Genomic DNA, 15,443 nt, shown 5'->3' on the forward strand with positions numbered 1-15,443 from the left:
GCCACCCCAGACCTCTTCGCGGCAGAAGCGATTCGCCGGCCGAAGAACACGCCCGGACTCGTTGTCCAGGCATCCACCGCTCCACAGGAAAGAGGCACTCTTCGTGCGTAAGAACATCAAGCTCACCGCCGGCTTCGCGTCCGTCACCGCCCTCGCCCTCGGCCTCACCGCCTGCGGCACCTCCTCCGACCCGTCCTCCGCCAAGGACGCGGCCGGCTCCGCCGACAAGGCGCTCGTCATCGCCGCGTCCCCGACGCCGCACGCCGACATCCTGAAGTTCGTCAAGGACAACCTCGCCGAGAAGGCCGGCCTCAAGCTGGAGGTCCGGGAGTTCACCGACTACGTCCTCCCGAACACCGCCACCCAGTCCGGCCAGGTCGACGCCAACTTCTTCCAGCACAAGCCGTACCTCGACGACTTCAACAAGAAGAACAAGACCACCATCGTCCCCGTGGTGAACGTCCACCTGGAGCCGCTCGGCCTCTACTCCAAGAGCCTGAAGTCGGTGAAGGACATCAAGGCCGGCCAGACCGTCGCCGTCCCCAACGACACCACCAACGAGGGCCGCGCGCTCCACCTCCTCGCCGAGAACGGCCTCATCACCCTCAAGGACGGCGTCGGCACCGACGCCAAGCTCTCCGACATCACCGACAAGAAGGGCCTGGAGTTCAAGGAGCTGGAGGCCGCCACCGTGCCCCGCGCCCTGAGCGACGTCGACGCCGCCGTCATCAACGGCAACTACGCGATCGAGGCCGACCTGTCCCCGGCGAAGGACGCCCTGGTCCTGGAGAAGGCCGAGGGCAACCCGTACGCCAACTTCCTCGCCGTCAAGGAGGGCAACGAGAAGGACGCCCGCGTGCAGAAGCTCGCCGAGCTCCTCAACTCGCCCGAGACCAAGAAGTACATCGAGGACACCTACAAGGGCTCCGTCATCCCCGCCTTCGGCGCCGCCAAGTAACGCCGCCGGTACAGTCCTTGAGCGGAAGGCCCCGCCCGCCCCGTCCGGCGCGCGGGGCCTTCCGCGCGTCACCCCCACGTCCGACCCGGCCATGCGCGCCCGCCGCCCCATGCTGCATGCTGTGCGTTCACGGTCTCTCAACGGACGGTCTTCGGTACGGAGCTGCGCATGACTACCACCTTTCCGGACATCTCCATCAGCACGGACCGGCTGGTGCTGCGCCCGTACGAAGAGGCCGACATCCCCGCCTTCGTCGAGATGATGAACGACGAACTCGTCACCGCCTGGACCTCCGTCCCCCACCCGTACGGGCGTGCCCACGCCGAGGACTGGGTCCGCAGGATCGCTCCTGCGGAACGGACCGAGGGCCGCGGCATCGTCTTCGCCGTCACCGAGTTCCTGACCCAGCGCCTGGTCGGCACCGTCCACCTGTACGACACCGACTGGCGCGTCCGCGCCACCGAGGTCGCCTACGTCACCGCCCCCTGGGCCCGCGGCGAGGGCTACGCCACCGAGTCCGTCCTCGCCGTCGCCCAGTGGCTCTTCCGCGACCGCGGCTTCGAACGCCTCCAGCTCCGCACCGCCGCCGACAACACCGCCTCCCAGCAGGTCGCGCAGAAGATCGGCTGCATCAGCGAGGGCGTCCTGCGGAACGCCTGGATAGCGCGCAGCCTCACCGAGTCCGGCGAATGGACCGACATCCGCACCGACCTCATCGTCTGGAGCCTCCTCCCCGAGGACCTCGACGGCGTCGCCGACCAGATGGCCGAGGCCGGATACTCCTCGTACACCGACTGGGGCTGAGCCGCGCCGCGGCCCGCCCGGGGTACGCTCGACCCGCCCCCGACCTGCGACGACACCACAGGAGACACACGCGATGGCCGACCGGGTCACGGTGATCGGCTGGGACGGCTCGCCCCTCACCGCGGCGGCCAGGTCCGCGCTCTCGGCCGCCACCCTGGTGGCCGGCGCCGCCCACCACCTCGCGCTCCCGGAAGTGCCGCCCGGCGCCGAACGGGTCCGGCTCGGCAGCGTCGGCCTCGCCGCCCGCCGGATCGCCGGCCACCGCGGCACCGCCGTCGTCCTCGCCGACGGCGACCCCGGCTTCTTCGGCGTCGTCCGCACCCTCCGCGCCCCCGAACACGGCCTGGAGGTCGAGGTCGTCCCCGCCGTCTCCTCGGTCGCCGCCGCCTTCGCCCGCGCCGGCATGCCCTGGGACGACGCCCGGGTCGTCGTCGCCCACCAGCGCACCCTGCGCCGCGCCGTCAACGTCTGCCGCGCCCACCCCAAGGTCGCCGTCCTCACCTCCCCGGGCGCCGGCCCCGCCGAACTCGCCCTCCTCCTCGACGGCGTCCACCGCACCTTCGTCGTCTGCGAGGAACTCGGCACCGCCCGCGAACAGGTCTCCGTCCTCACCTCCGACAAGGCCGCCGACCACACCTGGCGCGACCCCAACGTCGTCCTCGTCATCGGCGGCGCCGGCGGCACCGGGGCCTCCGCCGCCCCCTGGCTGATGGGCCACGACCCGTCCGCCGCGGCCGTCCGCGGCTGGGCCGGACCCGGCGAGCGGGACGGCTCCGAGGACCGCCCCGGCATCGGCCACGACCCCACGCTCCGCGCCGTCCAGCTCGCCCGCCTCGGCCCGCGCGCCGGCGACCTCGTCTGGGACGTGGGCAGCGCCGGCGGCGCGTTCGCCGTCGAGGCCGCCCGCTTCGGCGCCGCCGTCATCGCCGTCGACGCCGACCCCGCCGCCCGCGCCCGCACCGAGGCCGCCGCCCGCCGCGACGGCGTCCTCCTCCAGACCGTCACCGGCCGCGCCCCGCACGTCCTGGAGAGCCTTCCCGAGCCCGACGTCGTCCGCGTCGGGGCCGGCGGCGTCCCCGTCGTCACCGCCTGCGCCGACCGCCGCCCCGAGCGGATCGCCGCCCACGCCACCACCCGCGACGAGGCCGAGGCCATCGGCTCCGCCCTCGGCGACGGCGGCTACGCCGTCGAGACCCAGCTGCTGCAGACCGTCGGCCTCGACCCCGCCGACTGGACCGAGCGCGACCGGTCCGTCGTCTTCCTGCTCACCGGCCGCCGGACCACCGGCGCCCCGTGACCCGGCCGTCCGCCGGGGCAGGTAGGCTGGCCGATTGTTGTACCGCGCGGGGACGTTCGGCGCGTTGTTCGTCAATGTCCTGAAACGGCGACCGTCTTGACCCGTTCTCGACGGTCAACGGGCGTGCGGGACACCGGGGGGACCGCGCGACGTGGCGCAGTCCACAGCGCACCGTGGCGGAACAGCCCGCCACGACGGGCGCGGGCCGCGACAATGCTTGAGTGCCGCAGGGCCTCCGTGCCGCGCGGCGCACGCGCTCGTTCTCGTTGACGGGCGCAGCTCTGAACGAACACGACGATGGGCGAGGGGTACGCATGACGGACACCGGCCAGGTCCCGGGCGAGGGACTGCCGGAGAACGCAGGCATGGTCGAGCAGCCGGGCATCCCCGAGCCGGGCGCGTACACCTTCCTGGACCCCTCCGGCCCGCTTCCCGAGGACGACGACATGCTGCTGATGCCGGGCGCCCAGGGCGCCTGGAGCGAGCAGCCCCCGGGCGCGGTGCCCGCGCCGCCGATCGCCGTCCCCGCCCCGCCGGAGGCCGCCGCCCCCGGCGCCGTGCCGCCGCACGCCGCCGTCCCGCAGGCCGACCCGCTCACGGACCCGCTGATCGACCCCCTCTCCGGCCCGCTGCCGGACGGCCTCGTCCTCGCCGACCAGCTGACCGCGCCGGCCGCCGGGACCCCGCCGCACGGCGTGCCGCTCGGCACCCCCGCGCACGGCGTCCCCGCCGCCCCGCAGGAGCCCGCCGCCACCGCCCACGGCTACGAGCCCGGCGTCCTCGACACCGGCGCCCACGAGGCCGCCGGCCGCGACTCCGGCTCCGTCGACCTCGGCGGCGTCCGCGTGCCGCCGCCGGCCGCCCCCTCCCGGCGCCCGCTCCACATGGGGCCGCCGGTCCCGGAGACCGCGACGGGCGGCGTCGTCCGCTCGCTCGCCGACCGCGGCCCGGCCGCGCCGGTGCCCGCTCCCGCGCCGCAGATCCCCGCGCCGGCCCCCGAGCCGCTGGTGGCCACGGCCCCCGCGCCGGTCCCCGTGCGGAACCCGGGCCCGCCGACCACCGGACCCGAGTACTTCGAGGTCGCGCAGGACCTGCAGACGGCCCCGCAGGGCGCCGAACCGTGGACCGCGCAGCCGCAGGAGCCCGTGGCGCCCGCCGAGGCGCCCGCAGAAACGGTCGTTCCGCAGAGCGGTCAGTTCGTGCCGGTCGAGGGCTCCCTCCCGACCGCCGAGCAGCCCGCCCCGACCCCGACCCCGCCGGCCGGCACCCCGCTCCCCGAGCCGGAGACCGCGACGCCGGAGCCCCCGGCCCCCGAGGCCGTCGCTCCGGAGGCCGTGGCTCCGGAGGCCGTTGCTCCCGAGGCCGTGGCGCCGGAGGCTGTGGCTCCCGAAGCCGTGGCTCCGGAGGCCGTGGCGCCCGAGACGCCCGAGCCGGTCGCGCCCGAGACCGTGGAGGCGACCCCCGCCCCTGAGGCCGTCGCCGCTGAGGCCGTCGTCCCCGAGGCCGTCGTCCCCGCCCCGCGCGAGGGCGAGCCCGCCGAGGCGGTGCCGCCGGCGGTCGCCCCGGCCGCCGAGGTGCCGGAGGCCGCCGCGCCCGCCGAGCAGCCGGCCGAGGCCCAGGAGCCCGTGGCCGAGGCCGTCGTGACCGAGGCCGCCGCGCCCGCCGACGTACCGGCGCGGCCCGACGCTCCGGGGGCCGAGCAGGCCCCCGAAGCCCCGGTCGAGCCCGAGCCCGCGCCCCAGCCCGCCGCCGAGCCCGAGGCGCCCGTGGCCGAGCAGCCGGCCGAGCCGGTGCCGGCCGAGGAGCCGCCGGCCGCGGCGGACGGCCCGGCGGAGACCCCGGCCGGGGAACCGGCCGCGGAGACCCCCGCCGAGCAGGTCGCCGCCGAGGCCCCGGCCGAACCCGTCGCCGAGGCTGTCGCGCCGGAGCCCGAGGCCGCCCCCGTCGAGGCCGCCCCCGTCGAGCCCGCCCCCGCCGACACCTTCGCCGAGGCGGCCACCGACGTCACCGAGGCCCCCGCCGACGCGCCCGTCCACGCCGTCGCCGAGGAGATCCCCGTCGTCGCCGAGGACGACCCCGAGGCGGTCCCGGCGGAGCCCCGCCCGGCGGCCCCCGGCTACGACGACGCCGAGCGCGAGGCCGTGCTCCGCGTGATGCGCGAGCGCCGCGACATCCGCAACGGCTTCCGCTCCGACCCGATCCCGCACGAGGTGCTGCTCCGCGTCCTGGAGGCCGCCCACACGGCCCCCAGCGTCGGCCACTCGCAGCCCTGGGACTTCGTCGTCATCCGCTCCGCCGAGACCCGGCAGACCATGCACGAACTGGCCCAGCGCCAGCGCGAGGCGTACGCCAAGTCGCTGCCGAAGGCCCGCGCGAAGCAGTTCAAGGAACTGAAGATCGAGGCCATCCTCGACACCCCGGTCAACATCGTGGTGACCGCCGACCCCACCCGGGGCGGCCGGCACACCCTCGGCCGCTACACGCAGCCGCAGATGGCCCCGTACTCCTCGGCCCTCGCCGTCGAGAACCTGTGGCTCGCCGCCCGCGCCGAGGGCCTCGGCGTCGGCTGGGTCAGCTTCTTCGACGAGCGCGAGATGGTCCGCGAGCTCGGCCTGCCCGAGCACCTGGAGGTCGTCGCCTACCTGTGCGTCGGGTACGTCGACGAGTTCCCGGACGAGCCCGAGCTGATGCAGGCCGGCTGGGCCAAGCGCCGCCCGCTCTCCTGGGTCGTCCACGAGGAGACGTACGGCCGCCGCGCCCTGCCCGGCGAGGAGCCGCACGACCTGCTCCAGGAGACCGTCGCCGCCATCCGCCCGCTCGACGCCAAGGCGCTCGGCGAGGCGTGGGAGCGGCAGAAGCGGATGACGAAGCCGGCCGGCGCGCTCGGCATGCTGGAGATCATCTCCGCGCAGCTCTGCGGCCTCTCCCGGGCCTGCCCGCCGCCGATTCCCGAGCCCGCCGCCGTCGCGATCTTCGCCGGCGACCACGGCGTGCACGCCCAGGGCGTCACTCCCTGGCCGCAGGAGGTCACCGGCCAGATGGTCGCGAACTTCCTCGGCGGGGGAGCGGTCTGCAACGCCTTCGCCAACCAGGTCGGCGCCGAGGTCTGCGTCGTCGACGTGGGCGTCGCCACCGAGCTGCCCGCCACCCCCGGTCTGCTGCCCCGCAAGGTCCGGGCCGGCTCCGGCGACTTCACCACCGGCCTCGCGATGACCCGCGAGGAGACGGTCGCCGCGATCGAGGTCGGCATCGAGACCGCCCGCGACCTGGTCGCGGCCGGCAACAAGGCGCTCCTCACCGGCGAGATGGGCATCGCGAACACCACCGCGTCCGCCGCCCTCATCTCCGTCTTCACCGGCGTCGACCCCGCCGAGGTCACCGGCCGCGGCACGGGCATCAACGACGAGACCCACGCCCGCAAGGTCGACGTCGTCCGCCGCGCCCTCGACCTGCACCAGCCGGACCCGGAGGACCCGATCGGCGTCCTGTCGCGGATCGGCGGCCTGGAGCACGCCGCCCTCGTCGGCTTCATCCTGGGCGCCGCCTCGCTGCGCACCCCGGTGATCCTCGACGGCGTCTCCACCGGCGCGGCGGCCCTCGTCGCCCGGGCCATCGCCCCCGAGTCGCTGGCCGCCTGCATCGCGGGCCACCGCAGCGCCGAGCCCGGCCACGTCGCCGCGCTCAACACGCTGGGCCTGCGCCCGCTGGTCGACCTGGACCTCCGCCTCGGCGAGGGCACCGGCGCGCTGCTGGCCCTGCCGCTGGTGCAGAGCGCCGCCCGCGCCATGCACGAGGTCGCGACCTTCGACTCCGCGGGCGTCACCGAGAAGTAGCCCGTACGGCCCCGGCACCGCCGCCCACCCCGGCGGCGGTCCCGGGGCCGCCCCATGTCCCCGCACCCCCTCCGTACCGGCGAGGGACAAGGGTCACAGGGTGCCCACCCCCCGTCACCGATATCGTGGTCACGGGCCGACAGCCCGCCCCACCAGCCGCTTCACCGCCGCAGCGGCCACCCCACGCCCCTCTGAGGAGCCGCCCGCACATGGCCGAGCACGTCGAGCACCCCGCCTACCCCGTCGGCCTCCGCCTCGCCGGCCGGCGCGTCGTCGTCCTCGGCGGCGGCACGGTCGCCCAGCGCCGGCTGCCCGCCCTCATCGCGGCCGGCGCCGACATCACCCTGATCTCCCCCTCCGCCACCCCCTCCGTGGAGGCCATGGCCGAGACCGGCGAGATCACCTGGGTCCGCCGCCGGTACGAGGACGGCGACCTCGCCGACGCCTGGTACGCGCTCGTCGCCACCACCGACCCGGCCGCCAACGCCGCCGCCTCCGCCGAGGCCGAGCGCGCCCGCGTCTGGTGCGTCCGCTCCGACGACGCCGACGCCGCCACCGCCTGGACCCCGGCCACCGGCCGCGGCGACGGCGTCACCGTCGCCGTCCTCACCGGCCACGACCCGCGCCGCTCGGCCGCCGTCCGCGACGCGATCCTGGAGGGCCTGCGCGACGGCTCCCTCGCCGCGCCCGCCCGGCGCGCCCGCGCCCCCTTCGTCGCCCTCGTCGGCGGCGGCCCCGGCGACCCCGACCTGATCACCGTGCGCGGCCGCCGGCTGCTCGCCGAGGCCGACGTCGTCATCGCCGACCGGCTCGGCCCCCGCGACCTCCTCGACGAACTGCCGCCGCACGTCGAGGTCATCGACGCGGCGAAGATCCCGTACGGCCGCTTCATGGCCCAGGAGGCCATCAACCACGCGCTCATCGAGCACGCCAAGGCCGGGAAGTCCGTCGTCCGCCTCAAGGGCGGCGACCCGTTCGTCTTCGGCCGCGGCATGGAGGAGGCGCAGGCGCTCGCCGCCGAGGGCATCGCCTGCACCGTCGTGCCCGGCATCTCCAGCTCCATCTCGGTCCCCGGCGCCGCCGGCATCCCCGTCACCCACCGCGGCGTCGCCCACGAGTTCACCGTGGTCAGCGGGCACGTCGCCCCCGACGACCCGCGCTCGCTCGTCGACTGGGCCGCGCTCGCCCGGCTCACCGGCACCCTGGTGATCCTCATGGGCGTCGACAAGATAGGGAAGATCGCCGAGGCGCTCGTCGCCCACGGCAAGGACCCCGGCACCCCGCTCGCCCTCGTCCAGGAGGGCACCACCGCGACCCAGCGCCGGGTGGACGCCACCCTCGCCACCGTCGCCGACGTGGTGAAGGCCGAGGAGGTCCGCCCGCCGGCCGTCATCGTGATCGGCCCGGTGGTCGCGGAGGGCCCGGACAAGCTCACCCGCTGAACCCCCGACAGAGCGCGGTGACCGGCGGCGCCGACCGCCGTCCGTCCCGCGCATTGGCACCACACCCCGGACAAGGCAGTATCACTTCGTGGCCGAACTCATCACGATCACCGACCCCGACGACCCGCGCCTGCGCGACTACACCGGCCTGACCGACGTCGAGCTGCGCCGCCGGCGCGAGCCCGCCGAGGGCCTCTTCATCGCCGAGGGCGAGAAGGTCATCCGCCGGGCCCGGCAGGCCGGTTACGAGATGCGGTCGATGCTGCTCTCCGCGAAGTGGGTCGACGTCATGCGCGACGTCATCGACGAGGTCCCCGCCCCGGTGTACGCCGTCCAGCCCGACCTCGCCGAACGCGTCACCGGCTACCACGTGCACCGCGGCGCGCTCGCCTCCATGCAGCGCAAGCCGCTCCCGGAGGCCGCCGAACTCCTCGCCGGCGCCCGCCGGGTGGCCGTCATGGAGTCGGTCAACGACCACACCAACATCGGCGCCATCTTCCGCAGCGCCGCCGCCCTCGGCATGGACGCCGTGCTGCTCTCCCCGGACTGCGCCGACCCGCTCTACCGCCGGTCGGTGAAGGTCTCCATGGGCGCCGTCTTCTCCGTCCCGTACGCCCGCCTGGACACCTGGCCGCGCGGTCTGGAGGCGGTACGGGAGGCGGGCTTCCGGCTCCTCGCCCTGACCCCGGCCGAGAAGGCCACCGCCATGGACGAGGCCGCCCCGCACCGCCTGGACCGGGTCGCGCTGATGCTCGGCGCGGAGGGCGACGGCCTGTCGACGCAGGCGCTGCGCGCCGCCGACGAGTGGGTCCGCATCCCGATGGCCCACGGCGTCGACTCGCTCAACGTGGGCGCGGCGGCGGCCGTCGCCTTCTACGCGGTGACGGCGGGCCGCCCCGAGGCGTAGGCCGCCTCCGGATCAGCCCTGGAGGGCCTGGGCGGCGGCGATGCCCAGGGCCACCAGCAGCGTCACCACCACGAAGACGACGAGCCGCTGGCGCAGCAGCCGCGGATTGGCCGGGCGGCGGCCGGTGGACGTCGTCCGGTTCCCCGGGCGGGTCCCGGGCCGCGACTGCGGGCCCCGCGAGCCGCCGCCGGTACGGGACGGCGCCGACGGGCGCGAGGACGGCGACGGCCGCGACGACGGGCCGGTCCCGCGCCCCCGGGCCGCGGCGCGCTCCGGCTCCCGGCCCCGGGTGTCCCGCTCCGTGTAGCGCTCGGTCGGCCGCAGCGTGCCGCGCTCCTCCGCCCCCCGCTCGCGCGGGGCCGGCGGCCGGGCGGCGGGCAGTCCCTGGGCCTCGCGGGCCGCGATCTCCTTGAGCCGCATCGACAGCTGGAGGGTGCTCGGCCGGTCCTCGGGGTCCTTCGCCAGACAGGCCCGGATCAGCGGCGCGAGCGCGTCCGGCACGCCCTGGAGCTGGGCCTCCTCGTGCACCACGCGGTAGAGCATGACCTCGGAACTGCCGTGCCCGAAGGGGGAGTCGCCCATGGAGGCGTACGCCAGGGTGGCGCCGAGCGAGAACACGTCCGTCGCCGGGGTGACGGCGGCGCCCCGCACCTGCTCGGGCGCGAGGAAGCCGGGGGAGCCGACCGCGGTGCCGACGTGGGTGAGGGTGCTGGCCCCGGTGGCCCAGGCGATCCCGAAGTCGATGATCCTCGGGCCCTTGGGGGAGAGGAGGATGTTCGACGGCTTCAGGTCCCGGTGCACGACCCCCGCCTCGTGGACGGCGACCAGGCCCTCGGAGAGCGCGGCCCCGATCGACGCCACGTCGGCGGCCCGCAGCGGACCCTCCTCGGCGACCCGGTCGTGCAGCGACGGGCCGGGCACGTACTGGGTGGCGAACCAGGGCCGTTCGGCCTCCAGGTCGGCGGCGACCAGCCGGGCGGTGCAGCCGCCCCGGATCCGCCGGGCCGCCGACACCTCGCGGGCGAACCGCGACCGGAACTCCTGGTCCTCGGCCAGGTCCGGCCGGATCACCTTCAGGGCCACCCGCTGACCGCGCCGGTCGGAGCCGAGGTACACGACCCCCATGCCTCCGGCGCCCAGCCTGCGGTGGAGCCGGAACGCCCCGACGATCCGCGGGTCCTCGCGCCGGAGCCGCATCATCGCCATGTCCGTCCCCTCGTCCGTTCGACGTGGCACAGCTTACGTAGTGCCGCCCCCGCGCGCTCATAGGCCGCGCCCTCCCCCCGGCATCGATTGTCAGTACTGAGGGGGACGAACACCCCGCCCCGCACCGAACCGACCCGTCAACACCCCTTCCCGCACACCTCACTTGACCGGCCCGTCCGGCAACTCCCGCCGCCCCGCCCGGCCCAGGCGGGCGGACCCCGCCCCCGCGCCCCGGCCGACGTGACCCATGTCACCCCCCACCGGCGGGCGGCGGCGGGAGGCGCGCCCCGTCAGGGAAGACCCCGACCCGCGCGCCCCTGTCTCCACCCAGGGGAGTACTCCGGGAGGAGCGGCGTCATCCTCCCGTAGGCCCGAAAGCCGGTACGCGGGCATGACGCCCCGGGCCCTTCCGCTCCCTAATGTGGAGGTCATGCGGTGGGCGCGACTCTCGTCCCCCGAGGAACACGCGCCCACCGCACCGAATCCGCACAGGATCAGCGAGACCGACAGGAGAGGACCATGGCCTTCACGGCACACCGGTCGACCACCCGCCCCGCGGGACGCCGTCACCCCCTGGTCGCCACCGCCATGGTCCTCCCGTTCGCGGCCCTGCTCGTGGTCGTCTTCGGCGGCTGGGAAGCGGTGGTCACACAGGCGTCGTCCGTGGGCGTGATGCTGGGGCGCTGAGCGGCGCCCCGGACCCGGGAGAGCGGCCCGGGTCGGGGACATCGGCCGACAGCCCCGTGGGGACGGGGGTGCGGCGGACGACAGCGCAGGGGCCGGTCGGCCGGGGAGCCGACCGGCCCCTCCGCGTGCCCCCGCCCGCGGGCCCCTGCCGCCGCGGTCCGCGGCCCGCGTAGGCTCGCCGGATGGACGATCTCGCAGCGAACGCGGCCGGGAGCCGCGGGCCCGCGCACCCCGGCGTCCCGGCGGCGCTCGCCGCGATCGCCCGCGAGGCGGTGCACGGCACGGGCGCCTGCGGGTGCGACGCGGCGGCGGTACGGGTGCTGGCCGACCGGGAGGACGGGACCGTCGTCCGGCACGGCGGCCTGGTCGCCAAGGCGCACGCCCCCGGGACCGGTGACGCCCCGCACGCGGCCCGGCTCGCCCTCGCCGCCCACCCGGACCTCGCCGGCGTCCTCCTGCCGCCGGTCCCGGGCCCCCGCCCGGCACCCGTCGCCGGACGCCCGGTGACGCTCTGGCCGTACGGGCCGCCGGTCGACCCCGCCGACCCCGACGCCGCGCCCTGGGAGGAGGCGGCCCGGCTCCTCGCCCTGCTGCACCGCACCCCGCCGCCGACCGGCCCGGCGGGACCGCCGCCCGCGATGCGCGCGCCCGAGAAGGCGGCGCTGGCCGTCCGCCGGATGCTCGACGCGGCCCCGGACCATCCGGCCGTCCCGACGGTCCTCGCGGCCTGGCGGACCGTCACGGAGAGCGGGACCGGTGGCACGCGCGCGTACCTGTGCCACGGCGACTTCCATCTCGGCCAGCTCGTCCGGGACTTGCGCGGCGACTGGCGGCTGATCGACGTCGACGACGCCGGACTCGGCGACCCCGCCTGGGACCTGGCCCGCCCCGCCGCCTGGTTCGCCGCCGGGCTGCTGCCGGCGGAGGTGTGGAGCCGGTTCCTCGGCGCGTACGAGGCGGCGGGCGGCCCGGCCGCCGGACCGGACCCGTGGGCGCGCCTCGACGGGCCGGCCCGGGCCCTGACGGTGCAGACCGCGGCCCTGGCGGTGGCCAAGTCCACGGCGGAGCACCGGGAGATCGACGAGGTCGAGGGCGTGATGATCGACACCTGCGCCAGGATCGCGGGCACCCGAACCGTCCCCGCGCCCGCCGCGTCCCCATACAGTGAGGTCATCATCCGAACGGCAACGGCAGGGAGTTGAGCCGAGCATGCAGTGTCCCAAGTGTCACGCGGCGATGCACACGTACAACCGCAACGGCGTCCAGATCGAGCAGTGCAGCGGCTGCCGCGGGATCTTCCTGGACTACGGCGAGCTGGAGGCCCTGACCCGCCTGGAGGCCCAGTGGCAGGCCGCCCCGCCGGCCCCGCCCGCCCCGCCGGCCGCGTACCCGGCCCAGCCCGCCCCGGCCGCTCCCGCGTGGGGTGCCCCGCACGGCGGCCACCACGGCGGTCACTACCGCCAGCGCGGCTTCGGCCGGATGCTCTTCTCCTCCTGAGCCTCCTGCGCCCCGCCCCGGCCCCGGATCCGCCCCGCGCGGATCCGGGGCCGGGGGCGTGTCGGGGCCGGCGCGCACGACGACGAAGCCCCCGGCCGCTCAAGGCGGCCGGGGGCTTCGTCGTTCTGTGCGCGATACTGGGATTGAACCAGTGACCTCTTCCGTGTCAGGGAAGCGCTCTCCCGCTGAGCTAATCGCGCGGGACGCACCCCGAGGGGTGCGGGAGATGTGGTGCGCGATACTGGGATTGAACCAGTGACCTCTTCCGTGTCAGGGAAGCGCTCTCCCGCTGAGCTAATCGCGCGGGGATCCGAAGATCCAGGACCCGGGGGTCCAGTGGACGATACTGGGATTGAACCAGTGACCTCTTCCGTGTCAGGGAAGCGCTCTCCCGCTGAGCTAATCGTCCTTGGAGGTGGAGACGGGATTTGAACCCGTGTAGACGGCTTTGCAGGCCGTTGCCTCGCCTCTCGGCCACTCCACCAGGAGTGATAACGGGGGTTCGGGAAGATCCCCCACATCGAGCGGACGACGAGATTCGAACTCGCGACCCTCACCTTGGCAAGGTGATGCTCTACCAACTGAGCCACGTCCGCTTGTCGTTTCCGGTCCGCTTGCGCGTCCCGGCGACGTGTTGAACTCTAGCGGATTCCCGGGCCAGTACAAAAACGCGTTTCCGCAGCGTGCTGACCTGCGGGCCCTTCCCGGTGCCGGGTCGGGCCTCCCGGAGGGTTCCGGCGGTGTTCACCCGCCGTGTCCCCGAGGTCGCGCGCAGCCCCCGCCGGCCGCGCCCCGGAGGTCGCGTACGGGCACCGCCCCGTCCTCCGCCCCCGCGCGCCCCCTGCGCCCGCGCGGACCGACCTAGACTCGATGCGTGTACGACCTTGCTCCCCTGGCCCGCTTCGGCGGCCTCGTCGCGACCGACCTCCGGGACGTCACCCATGACCCGGAGGCCCTGGACTCCGCCGGTTTCTGGGCCGTCTGCGCCGACTTCGAGGGCCGGCTCACCTGCGCCCGCTTCGGAGACGTCCGCAGGGCGCCGGTGCCCGCCGCCGTCCCCGGCGCCTGGTCCGGGCCCCGGCCCGGTGACTGGACGTCCTCGCTCGACCGCGCCGCGTACACCGCGGGCGTACGGAAGGTGCGCGAGCACATCGCGCGCGGCGAGGTCTACCAGGCGAACCTCTGCCGGGTGATGAGCGCGCCGCTGCCCGACCCGGCCGCCGCCGACGTCGACGCCCTCACCGCGCTGCTCGCGGCCGGTAACCCCGCGCCGTATGCGGGAACGATTCGCCTGCCCGCGCACGGCGTCGAGATCGCCACCGCCTCGCCCGAGCTGTATCTGCGGCGCGAGGGCGGCCGGGTCTCGTCCGGCCCGATCAAGGGCACCGGGCGGACCGCCGCCGACCTGCTGCCCAAGGACCACGCCGAGAACGTGATGATCGTGGACCTGGTCCGCAACGACCTCGGGCGCGTCTGCGAGACCGGCTCCGTCGCCGTTCCCGCCCTCTGCGAGATCGAGGAGCACCCGGGCCTGGTCCACCTCGTCTCCACCGTCAGCGGGGTGCTGCGCGAGCACGCGGGCTGGCCCGAACTGCTCGCCGCCACCTTCCCGCCCGGTTCCGTCACCGGCGCCCCCAAGTCCAGCGCCCTGCGGATCATCGAGGCCCTGGAGACCGCGCCGCGCGGCCCGTACTGCGGGGGCGTCGGCTGGGTCGACGCCGACAGCGGCCACGGCGAGCTGGCCGTCGGCATCCGCACGTTCTGGATCGACCGCCCGCTCGGCGTCCTCCGGTTCGGCACCGGTGCCGGGATCACCTGGGGCTCCGACCCCGAGCGGGAGTGGGAGGAGACCGAGCTGAAGGCCGCCCGGCTGGTCGCGATAGCGTCGGGCGCCTACGAGTCGGGCGCCCCGGACACCGATGTCACCGAGGCGAGCGGAAAGGCCATCTCTCGATGAAACTGTGGGTCAACGGCGGTCTGTACGACGAGCACACCGCCCGGGTCTCCGTGCTGGACCACGGTCTTACCGTCGGCGACGGCGTCTTCGAGACCGTCAAGGCCGAACGCGGCGAGACGTTCGCCCTCACCCTCCACCTGGAACGGCTCACCCGCTCCGCCCGCGGCCTCGGCCTGCCCGACCCGGACCTCGACGAGGTCCGCCGGGCGTGCGCCGCCGTCCTGGAGGCCAACCCGATGGAGCTCGGCCGGCTCCGCATCACGTACACCGGCGGGCTCTCCCCGCTCGGCTCGGAGCGCGGCGAGGCCGGCCCGGGCCTGGTCGTCGCCGTCGGCGAGACCTCCCGCCGCGCCGACACCACCGCCGTGGTCACCGTCCCCTGGACCCGCAACGAGCGCGGCGCCGTCACGGGCCTGAAGACCACCTCGTACGCGGAGAACGTCGTCGCCCTCGCCCGGGCGAAGGAGGCCGGCGCCACCGAGGCGATCTTCGGCAACACCGTCGGCATGCTCTGCGAGGGCACCGGCTCCAACGTCTTCGTGGTCCTCGACGGCCGGATCCACACCCCGCCGGTCTCCTCCGGCTGCCTCGCCGGCATCACGCGCGCGCTGGCCGTCGAGTGGACCGGCGCCGTCGAGACCGATCTGCCGCTCGACGTGCTGGAGACCGCCGACGAGGTCTTCCTCACCTCCACCCTGCGGGACGTCCAGGCCGTGCACCGGGTGGACGGACGCGAACTCGCCGGCGCCCCGGGGCCCGTCACCGCCAAGGCGATGCGGGTCTTCGAGGAGCGGGCCGCCGCGGACCGGGACCCGCGCCTCGGCTGAAACCGGATGACGGCGGGCCCGCCGGGTG

Annotated in this window: 12 protein-coding genes and 5 tRNA genes; 11 read left to right on the plus strand and 6 right to left on the minus strand. The window is 75.6% G+C overall.

What is annotated here, in order from left to right; translation table 11 throughout:
• Nucleotides 1–103 precede the first annotated feature (103 nt).
• The 6 genes from ACFVQZ_RS18735 to ACFVQZ_RS18760 all read left to right on the plus strand — a co-directional run bounded on the left by ACFVQZ_RS18735 (nt 104) and on the right by ACFVQZ_RS18760 (nt 9,241).
• Nucleotides 104–958: a MetQ/NlpA family ABC transporter substrate-binding protein gene (locus tag ACFVQZ_RS18735; RefSeq protein ID WP_383623982.1), complete on the plus strand. Its 855-nt coding sequence runs from the start codon at nt 104–106 to the stop codon at nt 956–958.
• Between the two features lie 168 nt (nt 959–1,126).
• Nucleotides 1,127–1,762, plus strand: coding sequence for a GNAT family N-acetyltransferase (locus ACFVQZ_RS18740; protein WP_030493539.1), 636 nt, complete (start codon nt 1,127–1,129; stop codon nt 1,760–1,762).
• Nucleotides 1,763–1,835: 73 nt separating this feature from the next.
• Nucleotides 1,836–3,059 (plus strand): precorrin-6y C5,15-methyltransferase (decarboxylating) subunit CbiE, encoded by a 1,224-nt coding sequence (gene cbiE, locus ACFVQZ_RS18745; protein WP_030493540.1) that lies wholly within the window; start codon nt 1,836–1,838, stop codon nt 3,057–3,059.
• A gap of 314 nt (nt 3,060–3,373) precedes the next feature.
• Nucleotides 3,374–6,892, plus strand: a complete 3,519-nt coding sequence (gene cobT, locus ACFVQZ_RS18750; protein ID WP_383623986.1) for a nicotinate-nucleotide--dimethylbenzimidazole phosphoribosyltransferase — start codon at nt 3,374–3,376, stop codon at nt 6,890–6,892.
• A 209-nt stretch (nt 6,893–7,101) separates the two neighbouring features.
• The gene (gene cobA / locus ACFVQZ_RS18755; RefSeq protein ID WP_030493542.1) at nt 7,102–8,334 is read left to right on the plus strand and encodes a uroporphyrinogen-III C-methyltransferase; all 1,233 of its coding nucleotides are present in this window, start codon (nt 7,102–7,104) and stop codon (nt 8,332–8,334) included.
• A gap of 88 nt (nt 8,335–8,422) precedes the next feature.
• The gene (locus ACFVQZ_RS18760; RefSeq protein ID WP_383623990.1) at nt 8,423–9,241 is read left to right on the plus strand and encodes a TrmH family RNA methyltransferase; all 819 of its coding nucleotides are present in this window, start codon (nt 8,423–8,425) and stop codon (nt 9,239–9,241) included.
• 12 nt (nt 9,242–9,253) lie between these two features.
• Here ACFVQZ_RS18760 and ACFVQZ_RS18765 read toward each other — a convergent pair whose 3' ends face one another.
• The gene (locus ACFVQZ_RS18765) at nt 9,254–10,447 is read right to left on the minus strand and encodes a serine/threonine-protein kinase (RefSeq protein ID WP_383623993.1); all 1,194 of its coding nucleotides are present in this window, start codon (nt 10,445–10,447) and stop codon (nt 9,254–9,256) included.
• A gap of 519 nt (nt 10,448–10,966) precedes the next feature.
• On the opposite strand from ACFVQZ_RS18765, the gene ACFVQZ_RS18770 reads away from it, so the two are divergent.
• From ACFVQZ_RS18770 to ACFVQZ_RS18780, 3 genes are all read left to right on the plus strand, one after another.
• Nucleotides 10,967–11,134 (plus strand): hypothetical protein, encoded by a 168-nt coding sequence (locus tag ACFVQZ_RS18770; RefSeq protein WP_030493545.1) that lies wholly within the window; start codon nt 10,967–10,969, stop codon nt 11,132–11,134.
• A 182-nt stretch (nt 11,135–11,316) separates the two neighbouring features.
• Complete coding sequence (locus ACFVQZ_RS18775; RefSeq protein WP_383623996.1) at nt 11,317–12,336, plus strand: phosphotransferase family protein; 1,020 nt, start codon at nt 11,317–11,319, stop codon at nt 12,334–12,336.
• Between the two features lie 7 nt (nt 12,337–12,343).
• Nucleotides 12,344–12,631, plus strand: a complete 288-nt coding sequence (locus tag ACFVQZ_RS18780; RefSeq protein WP_036414114.1) for a zf-TFIIB domain-containing protein — start codon at nt 12,344–12,346, stop codon at nt 12,629–12,631.
• Nucleotides 12,632–12,759: 128 nt separating this feature from the next.
• Here ACFVQZ_RS18780 and ACFVQZ_RS18785 read toward each other — a convergent pair.
• The 5 genes from ACFVQZ_RS18785 to ACFVQZ_RS18805 form a co-directional block, all read right to left on the minus strand.
• Nucleotides 12,760–12,831: transfer RNA gene (locus ACFVQZ_RS18785), tRNA-Val, on the minus strand.
• 29 nt (nt 12,832–12,860) lie between these two features.
• Nucleotides 12,861–12,935: transfer RNA gene (locus tag ACFVQZ_RS18790), tRNA-Val, on the minus strand.
• 33 nt (nt 12,936–12,968) lie between these two features.
• A tRNA-Val gene (locus ACFVQZ_RS18795) sits at nt 12,969–13,040 on the minus strand.
• A gap of 1 nt (nt 13,041) precedes the next feature.
• A tRNA-Cys gene (locus ACFVQZ_RS18800) sits at nt 13,042–13,115 on the minus strand.
• Between the two features lie 39 nt (nt 13,116–13,154).
• Nucleotides 13,155–13,227 (minus strand) — tRNA-Gly (locus ACFVQZ_RS18805).
• 278 nt (nt 13,228–13,505) lie between these two features.
• Here ACFVQZ_RS18805 and ACFVQZ_RS18810 point away from each other — a divergent pair.
• The gene (locus tag ACFVQZ_RS18810) at nt 13,506–14,588 is read left to right on the plus strand and encodes a chorismate-binding protein (protein WP_383623999.1); all 1,083 of its coding nucleotides are present in this window, start codon (nt 13,506–13,508) and stop codon (nt 14,586–14,588) included.
• Nucleotides 14,585–15,415, plus strand: a complete 831-nt coding sequence (locus ACFVQZ_RS18815; protein ID WP_383624002.1) for an aminotransferase class IV — start codon at nt 14,585–14,587, stop codon at nt 15,413–15,415. The genes ACFVQZ_RS18810 and ACFVQZ_RS18815 overlap by 4 nt, the downstream gene beginning before the upstream one ends.
• The last annotated feature ends 28 nt before the right edge of the window (nt 15,416–15,443 follow it).

Source organism: Streptomyces sp. NPDC057854 (genome assembly GCF_042797055.1).
In the GTDB taxonomy this organism is placed as follows: Bacteria; Actinomycetota; Actinomycetes; order Streptomycetales; family Streptomycetaceae; genus Streptomyces.

What these genes read in the sequence shown, in the direction of transcription:
- ACFVQZ_RS18770 (WP_030493545.1), top strand. Translation starts at nt 10,967, where the DNA reads ATGGCCTTCACGGCACACCGGTCGACCACCCGCCCCGCGGGACGCCGT.
- cbiE (WP_030493540.1), top strand. Translation starts at nt 1,836, where the DNA reads ATGGCCGACCGGGTCACGGTGATCGGCTGGGACGGCTCGCCCCTCACC.
- cobA (WP_030493542.1), top strand. Translation starts at nt 7,102, where the DNA reads ATGGCCGAGCACGTCGAGCACCCCGCCTACCCCGTCGGCCTCCGCCTC.
- ACFVQZ_RS18780 (WP_036414114.1), top strand. Translation starts at nt 12,344, where the DNA reads ATGCAGTGTCCCAAGTGTCACGCGGCGATGCACACGTACAACCGCAAC.
- ACFVQZ_RS18765 (WP_383623993.1), bottom strand. Translation starts at nt 10,447, where the DNA reads ATGGCGATGATGCGGCTCCGGCGCGAGGACCCGCGGATCGTCGGGGCG.
- ACFVQZ_RS18815 (WP_383624002.1), top strand. Translation starts at nt 14,585, where the DNA reads ATGAAACTGTGGGTCAACGGCGGTCTGTACGACGAGCACACCGCCCGG.
- ACFVQZ_RS18740 (WP_030493539.1), top strand. Translation starts at nt 1,127, where the DNA reads ATGACTACCACCTTTCCGGACATCTCCATCAGCACGGACCGGCTGGTG.
- ACFVQZ_RS18775 (WP_383623996.1), top strand. Translation starts at nt 11,317, where the DNA reads ATGGACGATCTCGCAGCGAACGCGGCCGGGAGCCGCGGGCCCGCGCAC.
- cobT (WP_383623986.1), top strand. Translation starts at nt 3,374, where the DNA reads ATGACGGACACCGGCCAGGTCCCGGGCGAGGGACTGCCGGAGAACGCA.